This is a genomic window from Bremerella sp. JC817 (assembly GCF_040718835.1).
GTDB lineage: Bacteria > Planctomycetota > Planctomycetia > Pirellulales > Pirellulaceae > Bremerella.
Genome location: NZ_JBFEFG010000266.1, coordinates 113,708 through 134,413, shown reverse-complemented (window position 1 = coordinate 134,413; position 20,706 = coordinate 113,708). Strand labels below are relative to the sequence as shown.

Annotated in this window: 19 protein-coding genes; 7 read left to right on the top strand and 12 right to left on the bottom strand. The window is 56.8% G+C overall.

Features of this window, described 5'->3' with window-relative positions; translation table 11 throughout:
• Window positions 1-71 precede the first annotated feature (71 nt).
• Window positions 72-317 (top strand): hypothetical protein, encoded by a 246-nt coding sequence (locus AB1L30_RS07940; RefSeq protein WP_367012886.1) that lies wholly within the window; start codon window positions 72-74, stop codon window positions 315-317.
• On the opposite strand, the gene AB1L30_RS07935 is transcribed toward AB1L30_RS07940, so the two are convergent.
• Window positions 314-1,504, bottom strand: coding sequence for an LptF/LptG family permease (locus AB1L30_RS07935; RefSeq protein WP_345087674.1), 1,191 nt, complete (start codon window positions 1,502-1,504; stop codon window positions 314-316). The genes AB1L30_RS07940 and AB1L30_RS07935 overlap by 4 nt on opposite strands.
• A gap of 130 nt (window positions 1,505-1,634) precedes the next feature.
• Window positions 1,635-2,981: a protein phosphatase 2C domain-containing protein gene (locus AB1L30_RS07930; protein ID WP_367012885.1), complete on the bottom strand. Its 1,347-nt coding sequence runs from the start codon at window positions 2,979-2,981 to the stop codon at window positions 1,635-1,637.
• 372 nt (window positions 2,982-3,353) lie between these two features.
• On the opposite strand from AB1L30_RS07930, the gene AB1L30_RS07925 reads away from it, so the two are divergent.
• Window positions 3,354-3,986, top strand: a complete 633-nt coding sequence (locus AB1L30_RS07925; protein WP_367012884.1) for a PEGA domain-containing protein — start codon at window positions 3,354-3,356, stop codon at window positions 3,984-3,986.
• Between the two features lie 259 nt (window positions 3,987-4,245).
• On the opposite strand, the gene AB1L30_RS07920 is transcribed toward AB1L30_RS07925, so the two are convergent.
• The 5 genes from AB1L30_RS07920 to AB1L30_RS07900 form a co-directional block, all read right to left on the bottom strand.
• Window positions 4,246-5,322, bottom strand: coding sequence for an MlaD family protein (locus tag AB1L30_RS07920; RefSeq protein WP_367012883.1), 1,077 nt, complete (start codon window positions 5,320-5,322; stop codon window positions 4,246-4,248).
• 18 nt (window positions 5,323-5,340) lie between these two features.
• Window positions 5,341-6,168: an ATP-binding cassette domain-containing protein gene (locus AB1L30_RS07915; protein WP_345090860.1), complete on the bottom strand. Its 828-nt coding sequence runs from the start codon at window positions 6,166-6,168 to the stop codon at window positions 5,341-5,343.
• Between the two features lie 3 nt (window positions 6,169-6,171).
• Window positions 6,172-6,993: an ABC transporter permease gene (locus AB1L30_RS07910; protein WP_345090863.1), complete on the bottom strand. Its 822-nt coding sequence runs from the start codon at window positions 6,991-6,993 to the stop codon at window positions 6,172-6,174.
• A gap of 251 nt (window positions 6,994-7,244) precedes the next feature.
• Window positions 7,245-8,240: a response regulator gene (locus tag AB1L30_RS07905; protein WP_367012882.1), complete on the bottom strand. Its 996-nt coding sequence runs from the start codon at window positions 8,238-8,240 to the stop codon at window positions 7,245-7,247.
• Window positions 8,241-8,393: 153 nt separating this feature from the next.
• Complete coding sequence (locus tag AB1L30_RS07900; RefSeq protein WP_367012881.1) at window positions 8,394-9,377, bottom strand: DUF6268 family outer membrane beta-barrel protein; 984 nt, start codon at window positions 9,375-9,377, stop codon at window positions 8,394-8,396.
• Between the two features lie 437 nt (window positions 9,378-9,814).
• On the opposite strand from AB1L30_RS07900, the gene AB1L30_RS07895 reads away from it, so the two are divergent.
• Window positions 9,815-10,525, top strand: coding sequence for a carbonic anhydrase (locus AB1L30_RS07895; protein ID WP_367012879.1), 711 nt, complete (start codon window positions 9,815-9,817; stop codon window positions 10,523-10,525).
• Between the two features lie 46 nt (window positions 10,526-10,571).
• On the opposite strand, the gene AB1L30_RS07890 is transcribed toward AB1L30_RS07895, so the two are convergent.
• The 4 genes from AB1L30_RS07890 to thiE all read right to left on the bottom strand — a co-directional run bounded on the left by AB1L30_RS07890 (window position 10,572) and on the right by thiE (window position 14,055).
• Window positions 10,572-11,012 (bottom strand): GNAT family N-acetyltransferase, encoded by a 441-nt coding sequence (locus tag AB1L30_RS07890; protein WP_367012878.1) that lies wholly within the window; start codon window positions 11,010-11,012, stop codon window positions 10,572-10,574.
• 90 nt (window positions 11,013-11,102) lie between these two features.
• Complete coding sequence (locus AB1L30_RS07885; RefSeq protein WP_367012877.1) at window positions 11,103-11,561, bottom strand: carboxypeptidase-like regulatory domain-containing protein; 459 nt, start codon at window positions 11,559-11,561, stop codon at window positions 11,103-11,105.
• 85 nt (window positions 11,562-11,646) lie between these two features.
• Window positions 11,647-12,684: a DUF1559 domain-containing protein gene (locus tag AB1L30_RS07880; RefSeq protein ID WP_367012876.1), complete on the bottom strand. Its 1,038-nt coding sequence runs from the start codon at window positions 12,682-12,684 to the stop codon at window positions 11,647-11,649.
• 294 nt (window positions 12,685-12,978) lie between these two features.
• Window positions 12,979-14,055, bottom strand: coding sequence for a thiamine phosphate synthase (thiE, locus tag AB1L30_RS07875; RefSeq protein WP_367012875.1), 1,077 nt, complete (start codon window positions 14,053-14,055; stop codon window positions 12,979-12,981).
• 257 nt (window positions 14,056-14,312) lie between these two features.
• Here thiE and AB1L30_RS07870 point away from each other — a divergent pair, with 257 nt between their 5' ends.
• The 4 genes from AB1L30_RS07870 (at window position 14,313) to AB1L30_RS07855 (ending at window position 18,683) form a co-directional block, all read left to right on the top strand.
• Window positions 14,313-14,936, top strand: coding sequence for a tetratricopeptide repeat protein (locus AB1L30_RS07870; RefSeq protein WP_367012874.1), 624 nt, complete (start codon window positions 14,313-14,315; stop codon window positions 14,934-14,936).
• 71 nt (window positions 14,937-15,007) lie between these two features.
• Complete coding sequence (locus AB1L30_RS07865) at window positions 15,008-17,581, top strand: ATP-dependent Clp protease ATP-binding subunit (protein ID WP_367012873.1); 2,574 nt, start codon at window positions 15,008-15,010, stop codon at window positions 17,579-17,581.
• Between the two features lie 266 nt (window positions 17,582-17,847).
• Window positions 17,848-17,997 (top strand): hypothetical protein, encoded by a 150-nt coding sequence (locus AB1L30_RS07860; protein ID WP_367012872.1) that lies wholly within the window; start codon window positions 17,848-17,850, stop codon window positions 17,995-17,997.
• Between the two features lie 116 nt (window positions 17,998-18,113).
• Window positions 18,114-18,683, top strand: a complete 570-nt coding sequence (locus AB1L30_RS07855) for a hypothetical protein (protein WP_367012871.1) — start codon at window positions 18,114-18,116, stop codon at window positions 18,681-18,683.
• A gap of 24 nt (window positions 18,684-18,707) precedes the next feature.
• Here AB1L30_RS07855 and AB1L30_RS07850 read toward each other — a convergent pair whose 3' ends face one another.
• Complete coding sequence (locus AB1L30_RS07850; RefSeq protein WP_367012870.1) at window positions 18,708-20,453, bottom strand: hypothetical protein; 1,746 nt, start codon at window positions 20,451-20,453, stop codon at window positions 18,708-18,710.
• Window positions 20,454-20,706 lie beyond the last annotated feature (253 nt).

Here is a 20,706-nt window from a genome sequence, read left to right as displayed (position 1 = left end):
AAGTTTGACAACTCACGAAGACAGGTTCCCCGGGAGCCTGTCTTTTTTTTCAGCAGCAGAAAGGGCCTGGAATGTCTCGCGAGCGAATCACGATTGGTGGCTGTCCGAAGTGCGGATCGGATCTGCTGACTTGCCAGCACAATCACTTCCAGAATGATGAACTCGAAATTCATTCGTGGGAGCACAAGTGCCCCGACTGTGGCTTTCGGCAAACGGAAGCGTTCCGCAGCGACGACGAAGACGAACCATTCGATCCGGCGGAAGCGAGCCATTGCCCCTTCTGTCAGCGCGTCGCCAGCGATTCGCCAGAGGGCTAGTTCTTGAGCGTTCGACTAAGTAGCCAACCGCCAATCGCCAGCAACGCAACATTGCCTAGCCAGACCGCGCTGGCAGGCCACTGGCCATCTTTCGCCCGATCGACCCCCAGGGCCATCAGCGGGTAATACAGCAGCAACACCGGTAAGAATGCTGCAAAGAAGCTGGTGATGAAATCGCTGCTACGTTGGCGGATCGCCAGGGGAATTCCCAGCATTGCAAAGAACAGACAGCTAAAGCCATTCGCCCAGCGACGATGGGGCTCGGTCTTGAGACGATTGATCTGCGAGGCAGACCAGTTCTTTTCCTTCGACCAATAGATCCACGTCGGATCGTCCTCGGCGGGTGCCTGACCGGTCACCAGGCAGGCCGCTCCTTTCGCAGCTAAGACCTGGGCGACCTGGCGATGATAAGTCGCCATCTTCTCGCGCCAGTAGGGAAGGCGTCGCATCGGTTGATGCGACGCATCCCGAATCCCTTCCACCGCAGTCGCGTCGTCCAGTGGAATCGAGGTAACGAACTGCCCTGGATGCTCGAATCGTTTTCCTTCCGGTCCAGTTGAATTGATGCAACTGTCGGTCAGCGTTACCACGACCCGTTTGTTTTCAGGATCGGACTTTAGCTTGGCACTCGTGGCCGAGATAGTCACCATGCCCTGTTCACCAGGATTGTTAATCGAGATCTCAGGGCGTATCAGCAGATCCCCTTCGACATCACGGACGAGAATCGAAAACTGATCGCTGTGGAACGACTTCTTGGTATTCAGCACTCCATAGACGATTTCGTCGATCGATTGCATGACGACTCGTCGCAGTCCAAGGTGCCCCCACGAAACGGCCACGTCGTTTAGCCAGACACAAAACAGAGACAGCACCAGGGCAATGAACAAGCCCGGTGCAATCAACGACATCGGCGAGATTCCTGCCGCTTTGATCGCGTTGAACTCGTTGCTAGCACTCATCCGTCCATAAACATTGCAGACGGCGAACAGCATCGTGCCGGGGATGGCGAATCGCAGAGCGTTGGGCAGCAGATAGGGAATCGCTTTGAGCAGCGGAACGAGCCCGAGCCCTTCTTTGACCGCCTGTTGCCCGAGACCGATGAACAGCAGCAGCCCAGTCAGCGAGCAGAGGGCCAGTAAAAAGACCTTTACCAGCTCTTCGACGACATAGCGTTGTAGTATACCCATCGCGATCGAAATCCATTTCGATCCGGTCCCGACACCATGCCGGGGTAAGAATCGGCCCATACTGTAGCAATATTGGCCAAATGGGAAAACGACAATCGCCGGCGGAAGCCCGTACGCGTCGCGAAAGCCTTTACGTCAGGTCGACGCGAGAATCGTCTTCCAGAGGGTTCTTCGACCCTTTCTGCCCTCGAATCTGCGACATCAGCGAGCCGATCGACATCAGGAAGTGCTTCGAGGAACTGTAGTATTCCCCTTTCTTCATCTCGCTGTCTGCTCGTTCGCCCAGTTGTCGAACGCTCTCCCAGTCGATTGTCCATTGATTCGACTCGGCCGCGTCGCAAAGCTCGTCGTACATGATCTTGAGATTCAGGGACGTATTCGAGTCAGCCTGACAGGTGGTCTCGGAGTAAGGACCTTTGCCAAAGCGAAACCGCTTCTTGACCGGCAGTGGAACCAGTTCGCCGGTGAACTTGTAGACCAGTGATAGGATGGTGACCATCACACCGACCAGGGCCGAGGCCAACGCGTACAACGGCTGCTCCAGGAAATGAGCCAGTCCGGCTCCGGCGAACAGCAGGAAGATTGCCAGCAGCAAAGTCCGGGGGATCTTCCGCACCTGACGTTCGACCGGCGGAGGGGGAAGGTCTTCTTCTTCGATCAGCGGATCGTTCTTACACGGATCGTTCACCAACTTCTCGTCGGTTACCTTCGCCACGATCACCGTAATATTGTCCGGGCCGCCCCGTAGGTTGGCGAGGTCGATCATCAGTTGGGCAGCTTTGGGGGGATCGAGCGAGTGCAGGATCAAGGCGATCTCTTGGTCGGTCACCGGTCCCGAGGCACCATCGCTGCACATCATGAACGTATCCCCCACTTCCAGAGGAAATGCTCCTTCCAGGTCGACTTCGACTTCAGGCGAAGGGCCCAGCGAACGGGTAATGACGTTCTTCGGAATCGCCGCGTAGACGTCCGACGAGTATTCCTTGCCGGCGGTGGCCGCTTTGATTTCCCATGCCATGCTGTGATCGAACGTCAACTGCTCGAGCTTGTCGCCACGCAGGCGATAGATCCGGCTGTCCCCCACGTGCCCGAGCACGGCCCCTTGGGGAAGCAGAAGCAAGCAACTGCAGGTCGTTCCCATCTTATGGAACGCCGCGTTGGACTCGCCTCGGCGGTTGATGATCATGTTGGCTTCTTCGATGGCCGAAGTGAGGGCCATCGCAGGCTTCTTGTCGAGATACTTCTTGTAGAGATGCCGGACCTGCTCGACCGCGATTTCGCTAGCAAGTTCGCCGGCGGCGTGGGCCCCCATGCCATCAGCAACGATAAACAGGTGACCGCGTCGCTGCCAGTCTTCCCAGGTTTGCGAGAGTGCCACCCCGAAGTGGTCTTGATTGTTGGATCGGCGCATACCGATGTCGCTCATGGCGGCGACATGGAGACATCCGGCCCAGTCATGCTTTTCACTCTGGGGCATACCAGCAGAAACCTACTCGATTCTCGTTTGATGGGGTCAAATCCACGAGATCCGTCGCGCAACACAGGTCGGCGACGTTCCTAGTCTTCCCTAGATTCTTCGACGCCGCGTGGGACAAGCCTGCACTAACGTCAACAAAGTTGTTTAAGGAGCCTTCGATAATAAACGCCGCCGCTAGCTGGGGCAACTTGGCAATGGATAAGGAATTATGGATTTCTAAGCGGAAACGATCCACCCTCACTACGGATTCGCAACTACCCGAAATTTTCTGCGCTGGTGGTCGGAAAATGGCCTGGGGAAAGCTATCTGGCCATGGATTTAAGAGATCGCTATACTCCCGCCCCACAACTTCCCCACGATTCAGGATAGCTCATGGGGCCATTTTTCCCACTAAATACGACCGTTTTTCGACACATCGGTGTGCTGGCATTGCTAATTGCGATTCTTGCCTCGCCTGGCTGTGTGCGCCGGCGATTCAGCGTTCGGACCAATCCGCCTGGGGCCGTGCTGTACGTCGATAATCAGGAAATTGGCGTCACGCCGGTAGCGACCGACTATACCTATTACGGGACACGTGAAATCCGTCTGGAAAAGGACGGGTACGAACCAGTCGTCCAATTGCACGAATTCAAGACACCTTGGTATCAGTACCCAGGACTCGACTTCGTGAGTGAGAACCTCGTCCCTTGGGAAATTCGTGACCAGCGCGAGCTCGATTTCGAGATGGTTCCCCTCCGAATCATTCCACCAGAGGAACTACGTGCCCGGGCCGAACAGCTGCGAGCCAACGCTCAAGCTGGCTACATGACGCCCCTCGCTCCACCGCAGCAAGCTCCGGTCCCATCGATGGTTGTCCCACCAACCTCGCAACGCGTTCCCTACTGGGAGCAACCAGGGCAAACGTTGCCACCCCCAGCCGAGCAAGTTCCGCCACCAAGTTCTGGCATGAACAGCTTGCCTTCCGGTGGCTACGAACTGCCGCCACTCCCCTCGTCTGGCTACTAACCGGCTTGAAGTTGACGGCATAACATCGAACCAACCTCGTCAGCCAGGGCTCAGCACCCTGGCTTTCTTCATGCTAGGACTCAGCCGCGGCCAGTCCCCTGCCCTCTGGTGTCCGAGATCCGAGGCGGTGAGATCCAAGAGAAGCGGGTCTGCCCGCTTCTCGTTGAAGTGCAACGTCAGATGCCGATGCGTGACGCTTGCAAGATAGGCAATCCATCTCCTAGGCCATGGATTGCCGCCGCCAGAGTTCGAATCAGGCTTATTTGATGCCAGACTGATTGCGGTTCAGAGCACCCTTCACGCCGATGCGACCTGGGTCGCGGGCGATCTTGTCGACAAACACGCGGGCATCTTCCACGATCGGACGCAGCCGAACCGAGAGTTCCCGAATGTTGGCTGCCGCATCGTTCAGGTTCTGATACAGATGCGGATCATTGATCAGTTGGCCCAGCGAGCCTTCCGATTCATTGACCTTCCGCCCGAACTGAGCGAGTTGCGCTACCAGGATGTTGAGGTTCTCGGTGCTGTTCTCGAGGTTGGCGACCAACTGTTCGCCACGTTCACCCAATGGCTCGGTAAAGCCTTCCAGGTTCTCGAGATTGCGATCGGCCCGACTTGCGACGACACGCAGTTGGTCGATCAGCTTACGCGACTCCTGAATGGTAACCGGCAAGCCTTCGAGGGCTTCTTTCAACTGATTGTTCAACTGCTGATCGCCCACCAGGTTCTGCACCCCGGCCAAAGCTGAGTCAAACCGATCGAGGGCACCTTCGGTTTTCCCCATGATGCGCCCTACCTGATCGTCGTTTTCTTCGATCAAGCGATTCGCGTTGGCGGCGAAGCGACTGACATTGCTGCCGGCATCTTCCAAGGTCGCGATCGCGGAAAGCAACGAGTCTTCCAGATTGACCAGCACCTTCAGCGGATTCGAGGCAACCGAACCGTTGATCTTGGCTCCGTCCGGCAGTGGCTGATTGGGCAGCCCTGGTCGATCGGTCGGCACAAATTCAAGCGCTGCGTCGCCGAGCAACGATTCCGACACGATGCGGCAAACTTCGTTCTCGTGCGGCATGTATTCTTGTTCGACCTTCAAGGTGACCAGCACCTTGCGATCGTCTTGCAGTTTGACATTGCTGACGCGGCCGATCAGGATCCCGCTGGTTCGTACCGGCGTATCGATCGTCACGCCCGGTGCCGTATCGAAGACAACGTAGACCGTTTCTTTATCCGACAAGAACTGCGGCTGCTCGCCCAGCAAAAAGAAGAGGATCCCGGTCAGCAGCATTGCCACCAGCATCACAAATCCGACTCGAAATTGGAGTACGCGGTCGTCCATGACACTTGCTCACTTCGGCTAGTCGCCGATGAAGGCTCCCATTTCTTCGATACGTTGGCCCGCTTCTCCCCGGACGAATTGAATCACGCGTTGATCGGAACAATCTTCGACATCTTCCGGCCGTCCGTCGTACAAGATCTGCGGTTCGGCTTCTTTCAGCCGCGTGGCCGGATACATCATGATCATCCGGTCGGCGACCTTTTGGGCCGTTCGCATGTCGTGCGTCACGACGATACTGGTCACCGGATACTTGCTGCGGGTTCGCAAAATCAACTCGTTAATCACGTCGCTCATGATCGGATCGAGACCGGTGGTTGGTTCGTCGTACAACACGACGTCTGGCTTCAAGACCAGTGCCCGAGCCAAGCCCACTCGTTTTCTCATCCCGCCAGAGAGTTCCGCCGGCTTCTTCCAAACCACCGACTCTGGCAAACCAACTTCACGCAAACGGTTAAATACAATCTCGCGGATCTCGGACAGCGGTTTGTTGGTGTGCTGCTTCAAAGGAAACGCCACGTTCTGACCGATGGTCATGCTGTCGAACAGAGCCGCATTCTGGAATACGAATCCAAATCGAATTCGTTCCTGGGTCATCTGCTTATCGTTCAATGTATTGATGTCGCGGCCATCGAAGATCACTTCGCCTTGAGTTGGCTGGATCAATCCGATCAGCGACTTCAGAAGCACCGTCTTGCCGCAACCACTCTCGCCGATCAGGGCCAACGTTTGCCCGCGAGGAATGCTGAGGCCAATGTCGCGCAGCACGGTTTGCCCGCCGAACTGAACGAGCAGGTCGTTCACTTCGATCAAGGGTTGGGCATCGTCGGCTTCGAGGCGGGCATGCATCATTTAGCCACCTCCAATCGAAACCATCTGGTCTGGCCAAAGCGTCATGTAAACGCGCTCGAGGCCAATGTTCAGCACCAGGTCGATGATCAGGATCATCACGAACGAATACACAAAGGCCGCCGTCGCCGCTTTGCCGACCCCTTCCGCACCGGCGGTGCAGTAGAAGCCTTGATGACAACTGACCAGCGCGATCACGCCGCCGAAGAAGATGCTTTTGAACAGCCCGCAGAAGATATCCCACGAGCCGACGAAGATCTGCGAGTTGTACAGGTAAAAGTGCTTGTCGATACCGATGATGATGACGCTATAGAAGTAGCCGCCGACGAACCCCATAAAGTCCGCCATCACGGTTAATGCCGGTATCAATAACAGCATTGCCAGAACGCGTGGTACCACCAGGTAATGGATCGGGTTGGCCCCCATCGAGGTCAATGCATCGATCTGCTCGGTAACGCGCATCGTGCCCAGTTCAGCCGCCATCGCGCTACCGACTCGGCCTGCCAGCATCGTGGCTGCCAGCACCGGACCTAGTTCGCGGACGAGCGACATGTTGATCACGGCACCGAGGCGGGTTTCGAGCCCCAGCTCGCGGAACTGGTAATAGCTTTGCACTGCCAGAACCATCCCAATGAAGGTACCGGTCAGGGCAACTACCGGCAGGCTCATCACGCCGACCTGGTAGAAGCTAGGCAGCAAGGTTTCTCGTTTCGGCAAGCGACCGAACGTCCACAGAATCGTCCGCCACGCGAACAGCGTCAACTCGCCAATCGAGGTGACACAATCGATCGCTACACCACCCCAATCAGCCAGCCAGTTGAACATGGCCAATTGAAGGGCGGCCAGCGCCGAATCTGGTTCGTGCTGCTGATCGTCGTTCGAGTTGGGAACTGTCCCGGATGCCAAAACCGCGTCTCTTTCCGTGCTAGCAAGCAATGCGCAGCTATTCCGTGCCGCGTCGTCATCTTCTTCATCGTCGTTACCACCCCCGAACCTTCAGTAAGTTGTAACGATTAGAGAAAATATTCGCACGTAGACGCTGGTAAATGTGCTAGCAGGCCGAAGCCCAGTCGGGCTCAGATCGCGACGTCGTCCAGGGCCAGTTCGTCCGACATCTTCGGGCGAAAGATCATCGTGATCTCGTTGCCGACGTCGTTGAAGGCGACTTCATCCATGAACGTCTTGATGAGAAACAAACCTCGTCCGCTCGGTCGGGTGAGCTGAGCGGGATCGTCGGGGTCGAAGTACTGCTGCCCGACATCGAACCCATCACCTTCGTCCCGAATCACAAAGCGGACTTCATCGCGGCGACAGGTCAGCGTGAAGTGGACAACGCGATCTTTGAACGGGGCGATTTCCTGGCGGCGATGGGCCTCGAGATAGAACCGCTCGGGATCGGCCGCCCACAGGTCCGATTCCAACTGCAAGTTGCCGTGGAACATCGCATTGCGAAACGCTTCGTCCAAAGCAACGCCCAGTCGCACCAGTTCGTTTTCCGAGACATGGCGAAACTTCTGCAGGTAATTCTGCACGTGGCCGGTGACTGCTCCGATCAGGTTGGCATCGTTGGCCAGCGTGAACTGCGAGGTGGTCTCGTTCCAGCACTCGTCGAAACGACGAGCCATCCGATCGTGATGTGCCGACGAAAGAACATGAATCAGCGTCGACGCCAGTTTGTGGATCAGATCTTTCTTCGGGACGAAACTGGAGGCTCCGTTTCGCAGGGCTTCCGCGGCGATCTCTTCGCTACCGTGGGCGGTCATCAGCACGCAAGGAATGAAGGGGTAATCGACCTGCATTGTCTTCACCAGAGCGAGACCATCCATGCCTGGCATTCGCAGGTCGGTCAGCACGACGTCGGGGTCTTCGCCGGCAATCATCTCGAGGGCTTCTTCACCACTTTCGGCGAAGTGAACCGTCAAGTTGCCGCAGTTGTTCTTCTGCAGAACGCCCCCGACCAGCGCACGGTCTACGGCCGTGTCGTCGACGACAAGGATCGTGATTTCGTCGTACCCCGAAACGAAGATTCCTCCGCTGCGAGGCTGGGCTGTTTGATCAGAAAAAATTGGCACGGTCTCCGCCAACAGCTTGTCTTTCCATTCAAAGTGGCGACATCATGAGCCCGCGCCTGTCGAAAAGAAAGAGGCGTCAAGGCTAAGCTGCTAAGGCTATCGTTGACCGATGCAAGCTATGTTCAGAGTGTGTAAATTTCCGATGAATCCAGCTTAGAACGAGACACTGGCGCGGATCAGGAACGTGTCGGAGGGCTTGAACTTCGAGCCATCCGACTCGTATTCCAATTCCCGGCCAAAGACGTAACCAGCTTCAACCGAGGGACTAAAGCCGCCTGGGTTGCGACGTTCCCAACCCAGCAGCAGGCGAAAGTCGCGAAGCGTCAGCTGATCGCTGGTTCCGTTGCGGTCGACCCCGTACGTACCGCCGCCGAACTCGCCGGCAACATAGGCCCAATTTTCGCCGAGGTTTGGGAACCATTGCAGGCGGTGGGCGATCCGTGGTCGAGGTACCGACGCTTCAATCAGCCAATTGTCGTTCGGTTTCCAGGTGAAGCCAACGGCGGGCAAGATCGGTATGTCGTCGCGACCGGTCGCCGCGATCCCCAACTGCCACGAGAACTTCTCAGAACGCTTCCAGTTGTACATCCCAAATGCGTTGAACTGAAACGCATCACTGGCATCGGAATGGCCATCGGTCGCGAAGGTTGGCGAGATTCCGATCACCAGCTGAGAACCGTTTTCAAATGGCTTGATAAAACCGAGGCTCAGCGATCCTCGATACAAATCCGACGGCAGATCGAAACCGCTGGGCCCATCTAGTGCATTCCAACTGAATCCTGGCGTAAGGCTTCCGTACATGCCACCCCAGATTGGCAACGGGGCCATAAAGCTGGCGGACGTATCGATCGAGGTAATCCCCAGACCATCTTCGCCACCGCCACCCAGGTACGTGAACGTCGCCGCTCCTTTACGTGGAACCAGCAGTTGCCAGATGCCGGAACTGACAACCGACGGCGGAGCGTAGTTGCTGGGGACTTCCGTTTCGATATAGGGCCCACCTTCTTGCACTTCGATTTCGCCTTCGGCTGGACGGTACCCAACTGGCTCAGCTTGTGGCTGGCCATTGCCTTGAGCAAACACCGACGAAGTCGAGGCCATCGTCAGGCAGCAGAAGAGGATTGTGCGAATGGTCATGTGGGGCTCGTTCGTCGTTGTTGGCTTAGGGAATGTCCCCGAATGCAAGTGGATTTGCATCTCCGTGGGCCTGGGTTGCCATCGCTTTCCAAATCGCCACCTCCCAGAGATGGCCTGCTAGCAGACATGGTATCGGCACACGGATGGGGCCTTCTACGAAATCGGCACAGATCAGATCAAGGTGAAATCCAAGGAATTGGATCACAATCACTATCCCTGAGCTGCAGTTATCTGCCTGAACTGCGCATATCCCCTCTGGATAACATACCGCCGCTAGAATTCATGAAATGCGGGATTTTCGGCTATGAGACAAATTGACTCACAATTGGGACGGCGGATGCCTCCCGGCGACAGAGTGTGACCTAAGCTTTTCGCGTGCTATCGCAGGATGGCATACCCACCCGAAATCAACCACTTCCTCGCAAAGGCTCTACACCATGTGCAACTCGCAACCCACTTCGCGACGCACCTTCGTCCAAAACGTAGCCATGGCAGCTGGCGCGGTCAGTTTGAGCCCGTTTGCTTCGCTGGCCGGTGCCGCCGAACCAACCGACCGTGATCCGAATGCCATCCTCGAGCAGTTAGTTGCCGGCAATCAGCGTTTTGTCGAAGGGAAGACCAAGGTTCCACCACGTACGCCAGAAGAATTTGCCCGCCATGCTCAAGGCCAGGCCCCTCCAGCGATCATCCTGGGCTGTGCCGATTCGCGTGTTCCGCCAGAAATTGTCTTCGATCAACCGATCGGCGGACTGTTCGTCTTGCGTGTCGCCGGCAACATCGTCGGTTCCGGTCCAATCCTGCTGGGTAGCGTCGAATTCGCCGTCGCCGAACTGGGTGCGAGCGTGGTCGTGGTGATGGGTCACAGCTCGTGTGGTGCCTGCCGTGCGGCGATCGACCACATCGATAACAACGACGCCCTGCCCGGGGCAATCGAAGGCATGGTCGATTACATCCGCCCTGTCGTTCGCGAAGTGAAGGGCAAGCCAGGCGACAAACTGGTCAACGTGACCAAGGCCAACGCACTCTATAACGCCAAGAAGCTGGCCAAGACCGGCGAGATTCTGCCGGGCTTCGTCGAAAGCGGCAAGGTCAAGATGGTCGGTGCTTACTACGACCTGGCCAGTGGCAAAGTCGAATTCCTCGGCTAAGCCTCGCCGGCCGCTGATATCTGAAAAACAACGAAGTTGGGAACCGCTAGGCTGGTTCCCAATTTCGCATATTGCGATGCAAAATGTCGCACTCCAGATACTCTTCGCCATACGGTTTGAATCCGTACTTCGCATAGAAGCCGATCTTATCGACTTGGGCATGCAGAAAGACTTTCGTCCGTCCCTGGGCGGCCAGATCTTTCATCACAAAGTCGCACAAGCGCCCCCCGACCCCGCTGCCACGCAGCGATCGACGCACCGCAAACCGCGATAGTCGCGACTCTTCTTCGTACCGCAGCACGCGTGTTGTGGCGACAACACATCCCTCGCAGACCACTACGTAATGATCGGCAGTCGGATCGTGGATGTCGTATTCCTCGGAGTCTGGGACGTTCTGTTCCACCACGAACACTTCGCGCCGCAGCGCCATCGCCAGGTTAGCAAGGTCGCTAAAGAAAGGAACTCGCAGAATGATCTCGCTGGGCAAAACGTTGACCCTCCTCAGCACACCGTATCGTTGTCTTCTCGAACGATTCAGTGTAACGCCAAGTGGCCCCGCAGACAGCCTGCGGTCGGGCTACTTCGTCAGCTCCAGGTTGACCAGATTGCTGCCGGCCTCGACCTCACTGGTCAGCTCGCTGGTGGTTGGTCGACTGTATTTCTCTGGCAGCAAATGCTTGCGAGTCACTGATTTCGCCGACGCATTCGGATTGTAGTTGGGATCGTCTTCGGTCAACGAACCTCCCTCGGCCGCTTCCCGCTTCACCACAGTTATGGTGTAGCTGCCAGGCTCGGTACCGCCAGGGATCTTCGACGAACTGAGGTGATAGACACCTTCCGCATTCGTTTTTCCGACCGCGGCAAAGCCCGACCTCGATCGAAAGGTCACCGTGGCACCTTCGACCGGGCCACCATCGTACGTAACGGTTCCTTCCACGGCGGCGGCACCAGAGGGAAGGCTATTCGCATTGCAACCAATCAGGGCAATCGCGACGATAAACATCCAACGGGATGCGGAGAGAATGGAAGTGTGCATGGTGAGCCCTTGGGGAAAGATTCCATCGGATACCCTGGCAAGCCGAGCACTCGCCAGGGCATGAATAAGACCGCTGTGAAGAAGCTTAAGAACCGGTGTTAGTCTCACCGCCCGCTTTGCTTCCCAGGGCACCCCAGACCCCGTAAGGGCTTTGACCTCCAGTCGATTCGGCCAGGCTCAAGTCGCCCGTGTCGATCGTTTCAGCAACAAAGTGGGTCGAACCATCGGCTCGCAGCGTCATCACCCCGCCAGGATGATTGCTGTTGGGCGAGATCAACGACGTCACGCTGTCGCCACTGCCGTTGCTTCCTTCGACACACGCTGGCGAGTTCGGCGGCAACACAGTATGGAAACCGGCTCGCTCGGCCTGACCGTCAGCAAACCACCAGCCACCACGCCCCTTCACCGAACCTGCATCCAGGTAGAAACGGCCGTCCGACTCGGCCAGGCAGTTCAGTGGGCTGGTCGAAAGATCGCTCACGCCGGTGGTCACACCTTGCGTCACGGGAATCTGCCCGCCACGCGTGCCCAGGTCGAACTCGTTCACTTTGCGTTCGCTCATAGCGATCGTGTTGCTGGTGCCGTCGGTGATGTCGCGGAACGAGCTTCCATCGCGCTTGGCAAACAAACCTCGCACGCGCGTCGCATTGATCGTGTTGGCAATCGAGTCGCCCAGACTGAAGCGGTAGTTGAACGTATTGCGTCGCGACCCGCTGTAGTTGTCGGAAGGACAGCTATAGGCGACCGGGGCGACTTCCCACGGACCCCAGACTTCCCAGGTATTGCCGCCATAAGGAGGCTTCGTCGAGTCGCCCGACGAGATGGCATCGAACATGGCGTTTTGCTCGATGAACGGCAGCAGCGGAATCAAACCGTTCAAACGCCCATTATTCTGCGTCGAACCTGAGGTCGTCCCCGTCGCGCGTGGCACGAAACTGCCATGAGTGTCGTGGTAGTTATGCAGCGCCAGGCCAATTTGCTTCAGATTGTTCGAGCAATGCATACGTCGGGCCGCTTCACGAGCTTGCTGGACGGCGGGCAAAAGCAAGGCAATGAGAACGCCGATGATCGCGATGACGACCAGTAATTCAACGAGAGTAAACGCAGTTCGAGCCTGTCGCATGGATGGATTTCCTGAAGGCGGGGTGATCGGGGGGGGACTGGCGACGAAGAAATAAATCAGAATTACTTAGAATCTTGTCGCATTCCAATCTTAGCCTTCCATTGGACTGACTCAAGCATAAATGCCGCAATATAGGTAGCTAATCTGCACTAATCCCATTTTTGGCGATTTTCATTGGGAAGGATCGCAGCGTGCCCCCCACGTCGCGGCAAAGAATCGCAGCGATTGCCGATTTCCTTTGCAGACTAAGGATCCGCACCGCTACTGCCGGGGGAAGCGGCCCCAAGTGAACACTTAGGCGAGGGCTGACTTCAACTGGGCAACAACCGCCCCTGGGTCGCTTGCCTTGGCAACGCATCCCGAAACAGCAATCCGTTTGATACCGGCCTCGGCGACCTGCGCGGCGTTGGTGGGATCGATGCCGCCAATCGCGAACCCTGGCAAGGTAATATGGGCGGCGATCTCGCGAATCAGATCGAGACCTGGGAACTGCTCGAATGACTTCGTCGTGCTCGGAAAGGTGGGGCCGATGCCGATATAGTCGGCTCCGTCGCGCACCGCTTGCTGAGCCTGGGCGAGAGAATGGGTCGAAACACCGACAAGCTTGCCGGTTCCCAACACGGAACGAACCTGACTGACGGTCAATTCTTCCTGCCCAACGTGCACACCATCGGCCCCGGTCACTTTCGCCAGGTCGGCGCGATCGTTGAAGATCATCTTGGTCGCGGTGTTCGCCGTTCGCTTTCGCAGTAATTCGCCTCGCGCGACTAACGTTCGGTCGTCAATCGATTTATCGCGAAGCTGAATCACATCGACGCCGGCGTCGACCAACGCCCCTGTTAAACGATCGAATGCATCAACACTCGCTTGCCCATCGATCAAAACGTAGACCGATGGTTCCGCAAACTGACTGGCTGCGGTGATGGTGGTCAGCACCATCTTCTCGAGCGAGTACGAAAGATAACGAGCCCGCTCGAACGAAGCGGCCGCATTGCCATCGATCAGCTTGGCATGTTCTTCCAGGCTGCGAAGTGCTTGTTGCAATCGCTTGAAGTTCGCCGTCAGCAAGTCGCTCCAATCGTGACGGGCATGCTCGAGTTTGCCTTGAATCGTCGTGCCGACATCGCCGAAGGTGTCGCGTGATTGAATCGATGCCAGGCGATCGAACTTCTGGAGGGTACTGTCTAGCTCGTGCCGCAGCGATTTAAGCTCCGCCGTGAGGAAGCGATCGTTCTGCCCATAGCGGACGAAGTCTTCGATGACACGCAAACCTTCGCTAGCTCGATTGGCAGCCGCGTCGAGCGTTCTTCCAAGCGAAATGTCCATCGATGGTGGTAAGCCGCGATCGTTCGGATTGTGGGAGTCGGACATGAAATTGCCGATCGTAGGGATTATTCAGGTCGAGCTAGCAGTGTCGTTTATGCTGGTTTTTGGGCCGATCCAGCGAGCTTCTTTCGTAGAATGACCGGCTGGTAACGATTGCCGGATGAACCCAGTTTATCTAAGTGAAAGCACTCTGCCGACTTACCTTGCTCCACCATGTTTCTGAAGTTACAATTCCCCGGCGTTTCCTAGCGGGGGAGTGCGTGATCTCACAGCTGCTTACCGCACCATCAGGAATAGTAAGGATGCTATCAACGCCATGGATTACCTGCCTGTGGCCTGGGCTCAGCGAGCTTTGGGTACGTGGGCGCTGGACTGGGCTGGTCTGGGCTCTAGGATTCACGTTGCTATTGAATGCGGCGTTGGTTTCCAAAGGAGTCTGGCCGGAGCTAGGAAACGTCTGGATCCGTAGCGGACTCTGGTATTTGGCCCTTGGCTTCTGGCTAACGAATAGTGTTTGGATGGGGATCCGAATTGCCTCGGGCAGCTTGGATGCCATCGATACCTCGATCGACCAGCTCTACCAAAGCGCCCAGACTGCCTATTTAAAAGGTCAGTGGTACCAAGCCGAGGCAGTTTTATTGAGGCTACTCCGGCGCGAGCCGGGCGACGCAGAGGCGCTGCTCATGCTGGCAACGCTTAAGCGACATACGAAGCAATACGACGAAGCGCGAGAGGCCCTCGACAAGCTCGAGCGACTTGATGCCAGCCGACGCTGGTGGTTTGAAATCCACCGCGAGAAGCAGCTTCTGACAGAAAGAGAAGAAGCGGAAACGGAAGCCCAAGCCACGTCATCCAAGACGAAGGCAGACAACCTGGGTGAACAAAACGCGGAGAGAGGCGGACCCAGCCTACCGGAAGCCGCGTAATTGTGAGACAACATAGAGTTGGTAGGACAGTAGGTGATGCAGTCGCCAACTCGATATGAGGACGGATGACCATGTACGAACGATTTACAGATCGTGCTCGCAAGGTGATGCAGCTGGCCAATCAAGAGGCTCAGCGGTTCAACCATGAATATATCGGAACCGAGCACATCCTCTTGGGACTGATCAAAGAGGGTAGCGGTGTCGCTGCCAACGTTTTGAAGACGTTGGAAGTTGACCTGCGGAAGATTCGACTCGAAGTCGAAAAGCTCGTCCAGTCTGGTCCCGACATGGTGACCATGGGCAAGCTTCCGCAAACCCCGCGGGCCAAGAAAGTCATCGAATACTCGATGGAAGAGGCTCGCAATCTGAACCATAACTACGTCGGCACCGAGCATATCTTGCTGGGCCTGCTCCGCGAACAAGAAGGCGTCGCCGCCCAGGTTCTGATGAACCTTGGCCTGAAGCTGGAAGACGTTCGCGAAGAAGTCCTCAACTTGCTTGGCCACGGCATGGAAGGTGACAGCAGCCGAGAAGGCCGCGGCGAACCAGGCGGAGTTTCCGACCCAGGTGGTGCTTCGGGCAAAGGCAGCAAGAGCAAGACCCCTGCCCTGGACAGCTTTGGTCGCGACCTGACCGAACTGGCCAAGCAAGGCAAGCTTGATCCTGTCATCGGCCGCCAACGCGAAATCGAACGAGCCATTCAGGTTCTTTGCCGCCGTACCAAGAACAACCCGGTTCTGCTGGGTGAAGCTGGTGTCGGTAAGACCGCCATCGTCGAAGGCTTCGCACAGCGAGTCATCGACGGCGACGTGCCAGAACTGTTGGCCGAAAAGCGAATCGTCGTGCTCGACCTGGCGATGATGGTCGCTGGTACCAAGTACCGCGGTCAGTTTGAAGAACGTATCAAGGCCGTGATGAACGAAGTTCGTCGTGCCAAGAATACGATCCTCTTCATCGACGAGCTTCACACCCTGGTGGGTGCCGGTGGTGCAGAAGGTGCGATCGACGCCGCCAACGTGTTGAAGCCAGCATTGGCTCGTGGCGAAATCCAGTGCATCGGTGCGACCACCCTCGACGAGTACCGCAAGTACATCGAAAAGGACGCCGCCCTGGCCCGTCGTTTCCAAGAGATCCAGGTCGATCCTGCCTCGAAGGAAGAAACGGCCGAGATCCTCAAGGGTCTGCGCGATCGTTACGAAGAACATCACAACGTTCAGATCACCGACGACGCCATTGTTGCCGCGGCCGAATACTCGGATCGCTACATCACCGGTCGTTGCTTGCCGGATAAGGCCATCGACGTGATCGACGAAGCTGGTGCTCGCGTGCGGCTTCGCGTGATGACTCGTCCGCCAGATCTCAAAGAGATCGACGAAGAAGTCGAAACACTCAATCGCAAGAAAGAGCAGGCCGTTGCCGACCAAGACTTCGAAAAGGCTGCTTCGCTCCGCGATCAGGCCGACAAGCTGAAGAAAAAGAAAGAAGACATCGTCAAAGAATGGCAGGCCAAGAGCCGCCAGAAAGATGGCGTTGTCGACGAAGAAGTCATCGCTGAAGTTGTCAGCAAGATGACCGGCATTCCGCTGACCCGTATGTCGACCGAAGACAGCATGCGGCTGATGCAGATGGAAGCCGAGCTGCATAAGAAGGTCATCAGCCAGGACGACGCCATCAAGGCAGTCTCGAAGGCTGTCCGCCGTAGCCGTAGCGGTCTGAAAGATCCGAAGCGCCCAACCGGCTGCTTCGTCTTCGCAGGTCCAACCGGTGTCGGTAAGACCTTGCTGGCCAAGGCCCTCGCCGAATTCATGTTCGGTGATGCCGACGCCCTGATTCAAATCGACATGTCCGAGTACATGGAGAAGCACAACGTCAGCCGTCTGATCGGTGCCCCTCCCGGATACGTTGGTTACGAAGAAGGTGGTCAGCTGACCGAAAAGATCCGACGTCGTCCGTACGCCGTGGTCCTGCTCGATGAAATCGAAAAGGCTCACCCGGACGTCTTCAACATGCTGCTTCAAGTGATGGAAGAAGGCCGCTTGACCGATAGCTTCGGTCGTAACGTCGACTTCCGGAACGTGATCTTGATCATGACCACCAATGCCGGTGCGTCGGCGATCAAGAACGAATCGGCTTTCGGTTTCCAGGCTCCCGACGAAGGTGCCGAGTACGAAAGCATGAAGCACCGTGTCCAGGAAGAAATCGCCAAGGTGTTCCGACCGGAATTTATCAACCGTGTCGACCAGACGATCATCTTCCATCACCTGACCAAGGACGACCTGAAGGAAGTGATCGACCTGGAACTGTCGAAGGTTCGCGAACGTCTGGAAGAACGAGGCTACAACCTGGTTCTGACCGACGCCGCCAAAGAGCTGATCATCAAACGCAGCCATCAGTCGGACAAAGACCAAGACTTTGGTGCTCGTCCGCTGCGTCGTGCGATCGAAAACTCGATCGAAGATCCGCTCTCGGAAGAACTGCTCAAGGGCGAGTTCCAAGGCATGGATACGATCACGGTCGACGCGATCATGAACGACGAAGGCAAAGCTGTTCGCCTCGACTTCAAAGGCTCGCTCCAGCAGCCTGAAGCCGAAGAAACCGTCGGTGCCGGTAGCGGTGGCGAAGGTGAATCGAGCGAAGAAGCTTAGTCGCGGATCGTTCGGAATCTGAAAAACGAAAAGCCCTGCGTTGCACGACGCAGGGCTTTTTTTGTGCCTACAACCTAAGACAAGCTGTCACCGGCATGGCCTTCACGGGCGAACGTTGAACGGCCCGATGGTGTCATTTCCCCTTAGTTTTCGGGCGTTTCTTCCGAAGATGAAATCGATTTTATCTTCGCTTCAGGGGCAGTTTAAGTTGGCCGCTTACCTTGAAAGCACACACGATCAATTACCGTGCTTTGAAGGAGAAAGCCATGTTCCAATTAATTCCTGTCGTGCATGCCATCGCTTTTGCTACCGGGGCCATTCTGATCCTGCTGAGCGCGATGTCGGTATCACATTCGTCCGCCAAACCAGCGCGACACCAATCGCTGACAGGCCAGCTGTTCAGCAAAGAGCTATAATCGACTACGGCTGTGCCGCTTTTAATTCAGCTTCGAGGAAAACTCGCGTGCGTGGTAGATCGTCGTTAAGATAGCCAACGGCAGATATTGCTCATCAGAACAAGACCTGATCACGCATGACCTCGAATAACCCATTTCAGTCGCCGACACCTACTGCCGAGCCTGGCCCCAAGGGGAATAGCTCGCGTCAGTCGGCATTGGTCTCGCTTCGCTTGGCGATCGTCATGCTGACCGCGGCAGGCCTGGTGAACTATCACGCGTACGATGCGATGGCCATAGGGCCGCACGTCGCGGTTTACGGCCTGATCATCATAATGCGTGTCTTTCAACTGGTGCTGATTGGCTTGCTGGTCATCGGTTGCTGGCTATTGTTATTGCCGACGCTGGAAGTGATCGCAGAACGCCTCAGAAGCTGGTTTGCGAAGCATGTCGACGCGGAGACATGGAACGACGCCCTTTACCGCAGCCTCGCCCCAGCGGCGATCCTGGCCCTGCCAGGAAGCATCTTGTGGATCGTCTGGGTGATCGGCTTCTATTACCTGAAGGCACCGTTCCTGCTGATCTCGTACGCCGTCGGAATTCCGGCCCATCTCTTGGCGGCGTGCATCTACGTGCCGCTTCTGTATCGCTGGTATCATCTCTGGCGAAACCAGCCAGCCCCGTCCGAGAGCGCTTCGGTCAGCTAACGGAAAGAACGACTCAGGGACGGCTCACTCGTTCGACGAGTCCAGCAAAATCCCTCGCAGACCTAGCAGACCAGACATATTGTGCTGGATGTAATCGATCCGCACTTCCCATTCTTCGAGCCCGCGACGAAAGCCGCCCCAGGCCTGTTCCGGGCATGGCAGAAAGATTGCATTGTCAGGCGTCACCTGGCAACGCTGCTGAAACGAAGCCATCCGCTTCAAAGCCGCCAGGTACTCAGCCGTATCAAGCTGCTTGAACTGTGCCAGGCGAATCATGGCGGCCATCGCTTCGGCTCGGCATCCGGTCGGCGTCGAACGAGGTGGATCGTAGAACGAGCCAATCCAGTCATCGTAGGCGGCTTCCTTCTTCTGCAGTGCGCAAATCGAATTCGCAATTCGCTGGGCATGCTTCAGAAACTTCGGTTCGTCCGTTTGTGGAGCCATTTCTTCCAGCCCCATCAACAGCCAGTGATCGTGCGGCAAGTCGGCATCCGACTTATCAGCGTCGCGGACATCGATCAGCCAGTTGGTGCCACGCTTGGCCGTTTCGAGCCAAGGTCCCTTCGGATCGACCTTCGCCAGGCGAGCCAATGCCAAGATCGCTTCGCCCGGGTAATAGATCGATTCGTGCGGAAACGGATCAGGCTCGCCGTAGTAGTACTGCGAGATGAAGTGCCCATCCGGCTCTTGCAGAAAGACAAGAAAGCGAGCGTAAGCCCGGGCCTCGTCCAGAATCTGCTCGTCGCCGGTCACCTCGTATTCACGCAGTAGCGACAACACCATTAGCGCGGCCCCTCCGAGCTTCGCGCCTTCGTCTGGTTCAACGATGGCGAGGAAGTCGGCAGCCTTATCTTTTTCGAGTGGTCCGCTTGTGTGGTTCTTCCGCAAGTAATCGATCGCCCGCCGGGCACCTTCCAGATAGATCTGCGACTTTGGCAGCTTGCCGGTGGTCCGCATCGACTCGTCATTGACTGCCTTCTGCAGTTCGAGCATCGCGATGCAGGTTCCGGCGTGTCGCAGCAAGTTGTAGTCGTCGTTATTACGGTTCAGCTCTGGTTCGTAGCTGTAGTCGAACATTCCGTTCAGCTTCATGTGCCGCATCAGGAAGTCGCCGCCTGCCTTGGCAGCAGCCAGCAGTTCTTCCGGAGAAGTCCCCAATGTGCGGCGATTGCCGAAGTAAAGCTCAACGGGCGAACCATCTTCCGCTTCGATCCAGCTTTGATAGTCGTACGGCCGAACGCCGCTCGTCAGCGATTCCGCGTCGTGATCCCCTGCCCCATCGAGAAAACCAGCAGGCATGAACAAGACCGAGTCTTTCGCGAACCAAGGACCATACGGCAAAGCCGCCACCCGTAGCGGATGGGGATTATCGATCTTGGCCGGATCGGTTTCGGTAGTGGCGATGTCGATCCGCAATCGGCCGGCGGCCAGTTCGGCAAAAGTGGCTTTCGATCGCAAGTCGTCGGCCGCTGCTATCGCTGCCTTCTCAACACTCTTCGCGTGCCCAATGCCCATCAAGGCTGGCAGCGTCGGTCGCGTTAAAGCCAGGAAGACGATGGTCTGCGGCTCGGTGTCGGAATCTGCTGGTTCCGAAGCAACGTCGCCGGAGGTGATCTCCGACAAACGCTCCCGGGCCATCTTTAGCAATGTGCCTGCCTGGGCCGAGCGATCGTTCGGTGCGGAATCAGCCTCCGCCGAGGCCCAATTGGCCAGAAACGAGACAAGCACCAGGGAACCGATTCCCATCCACCAGGCAGTACGATTTCGCATGTTGAAGGTCACTTTCCTGCTTGCTGGCAGCTGATGATCGGCCGCGGGCTTGCTTCGGAAATATCGCGTTATTGAAGTGATAAAGACGTATCCACCTGACTGTAGGTTTCCCCACTGTCGGCACGTCCGTCGGCGATCGATTGCCGGGAGAATGGCCCCAGTCCTAGGCCAGTATAAGCCTCACAATCGTTACGATCGCTACCAGAATCGCTCGAACGACGTCGCATCCCTGGCCAGAACCGACTTGCGCTCT

Bases quoted from the DNA above. Each gene is read 5' to 3' on its own strand.
- AB1L30_RS07940 (WP_367012886.1), top strand. From the start codon at position 72: ATGTCTCGCGAGCGAATCACGATTGGTGGCTGTCCGAAGTGCGGATCG.
- AB1L30_RS07935 (WP_345087674.1), bottom strand. From the start codon at position 1,504: ATGGGTATACTACAACGCTATGTCGTCGAAGAGCTGGTAAAGGTCTTT.
- AB1L30_RS07930 (WP_367012885.1), bottom strand. From the start codon at position 2,981: ATGCCCCAGAGTGAAAAGCATGACTGGGCCGGATGTCTCCATGTCGCC.
- AB1L30_RS07925 (WP_367012884.1), top strand. From the start codon at position 3,354: ATGGGGCCATTTTTCCCACTAAATACGACCGTTTTTCGACACATCGGT.
- AB1L30_RS07920 (WP_367012883.1), bottom strand. From the start codon at position 5,322: ATGGACGACCGCGTACTCCAATTTCGAGTCGGATTTGTGATGCTGGTG.
- AB1L30_RS07915 (WP_345090860.1), bottom strand. From the start codon at position 6,168: ATGCATGCCCGCCTCGAAGCCGACGATGCCCAACCCTTGATCGAAGTG.
- AB1L30_RS07910 (WP_345090863.1), bottom strand. From the start codon at position 6,993: ATGTTCAACTGGCTGGCTGATTGGGGTGGTGTAGCGATCGATTGTGTC.
- AB1L30_RS07900 (WP_367012881.1), bottom strand. From the start codon at position 9,377: ATGACCATTCGCACAATCCTCTTCTGCTGCCTGACGATGGCCTCGACT.
- AB1L30_RS07895 (WP_367012879.1), top strand. From the start codon at position 9,815: ATGTGCAACTCGCAACCCACTTCGCGACGCACCTTCGTCCAAAACGTA.
- AB1L30_RS07885 (WP_367012877.1), bottom strand. From the start codon at position 11,561: ATGCACACTTCCATTCTCTCCGCATCCCGTTGGATGTTTATCGTCGCG.
- AB1L30_RS07880 (WP_367012876.1), bottom strand. From the start codon at position 12,684: ATGCGACAGGCTCGAACTGCGTTTACTCTCGTTGAATTACTGGTCGTC.
- thiE (WP_367012875.1), bottom strand. From the start codon at position 14,055: ATGTCCGACTCCCACAATCCGAACGATCGCGGCTTACCACCATCGATG.
- AB1L30_RS07870 (WP_367012874.1), top strand. From the start codon at position 14,313: ATGCTATCAACGCCATGGATTACCTGCCTGTGGCCTGGGCTCAGCGAG.
- AB1L30_RS07865 (WP_367012873.1), top strand. From the start codon at position 15,008: ATGTACGAACGATTTACAGATCGTGCTCGCAAGGTGATGCAGCTGGCC.
- AB1L30_RS07860 (WP_367012872.1), top strand. From the start codon at position 17,848: ATGTTCCAATTAATTCCTGTCGTGCATGCCATCGCTTTTGCTACCGGG.
- AB1L30_RS07855 (WP_367012871.1), top strand. From the start codon at position 18,114: ATGACCTCGAATAACCCATTTCAGTCGCCGACACCTACTGCCGAGCCT.
- AB1L30_RS07850 (WP_367012870.1), bottom strand. From the start codon at position 20,453: ATGCGAAATCGTACTGCCTGGTGGATGGGAATCGGTTCCCTGGTGCTT.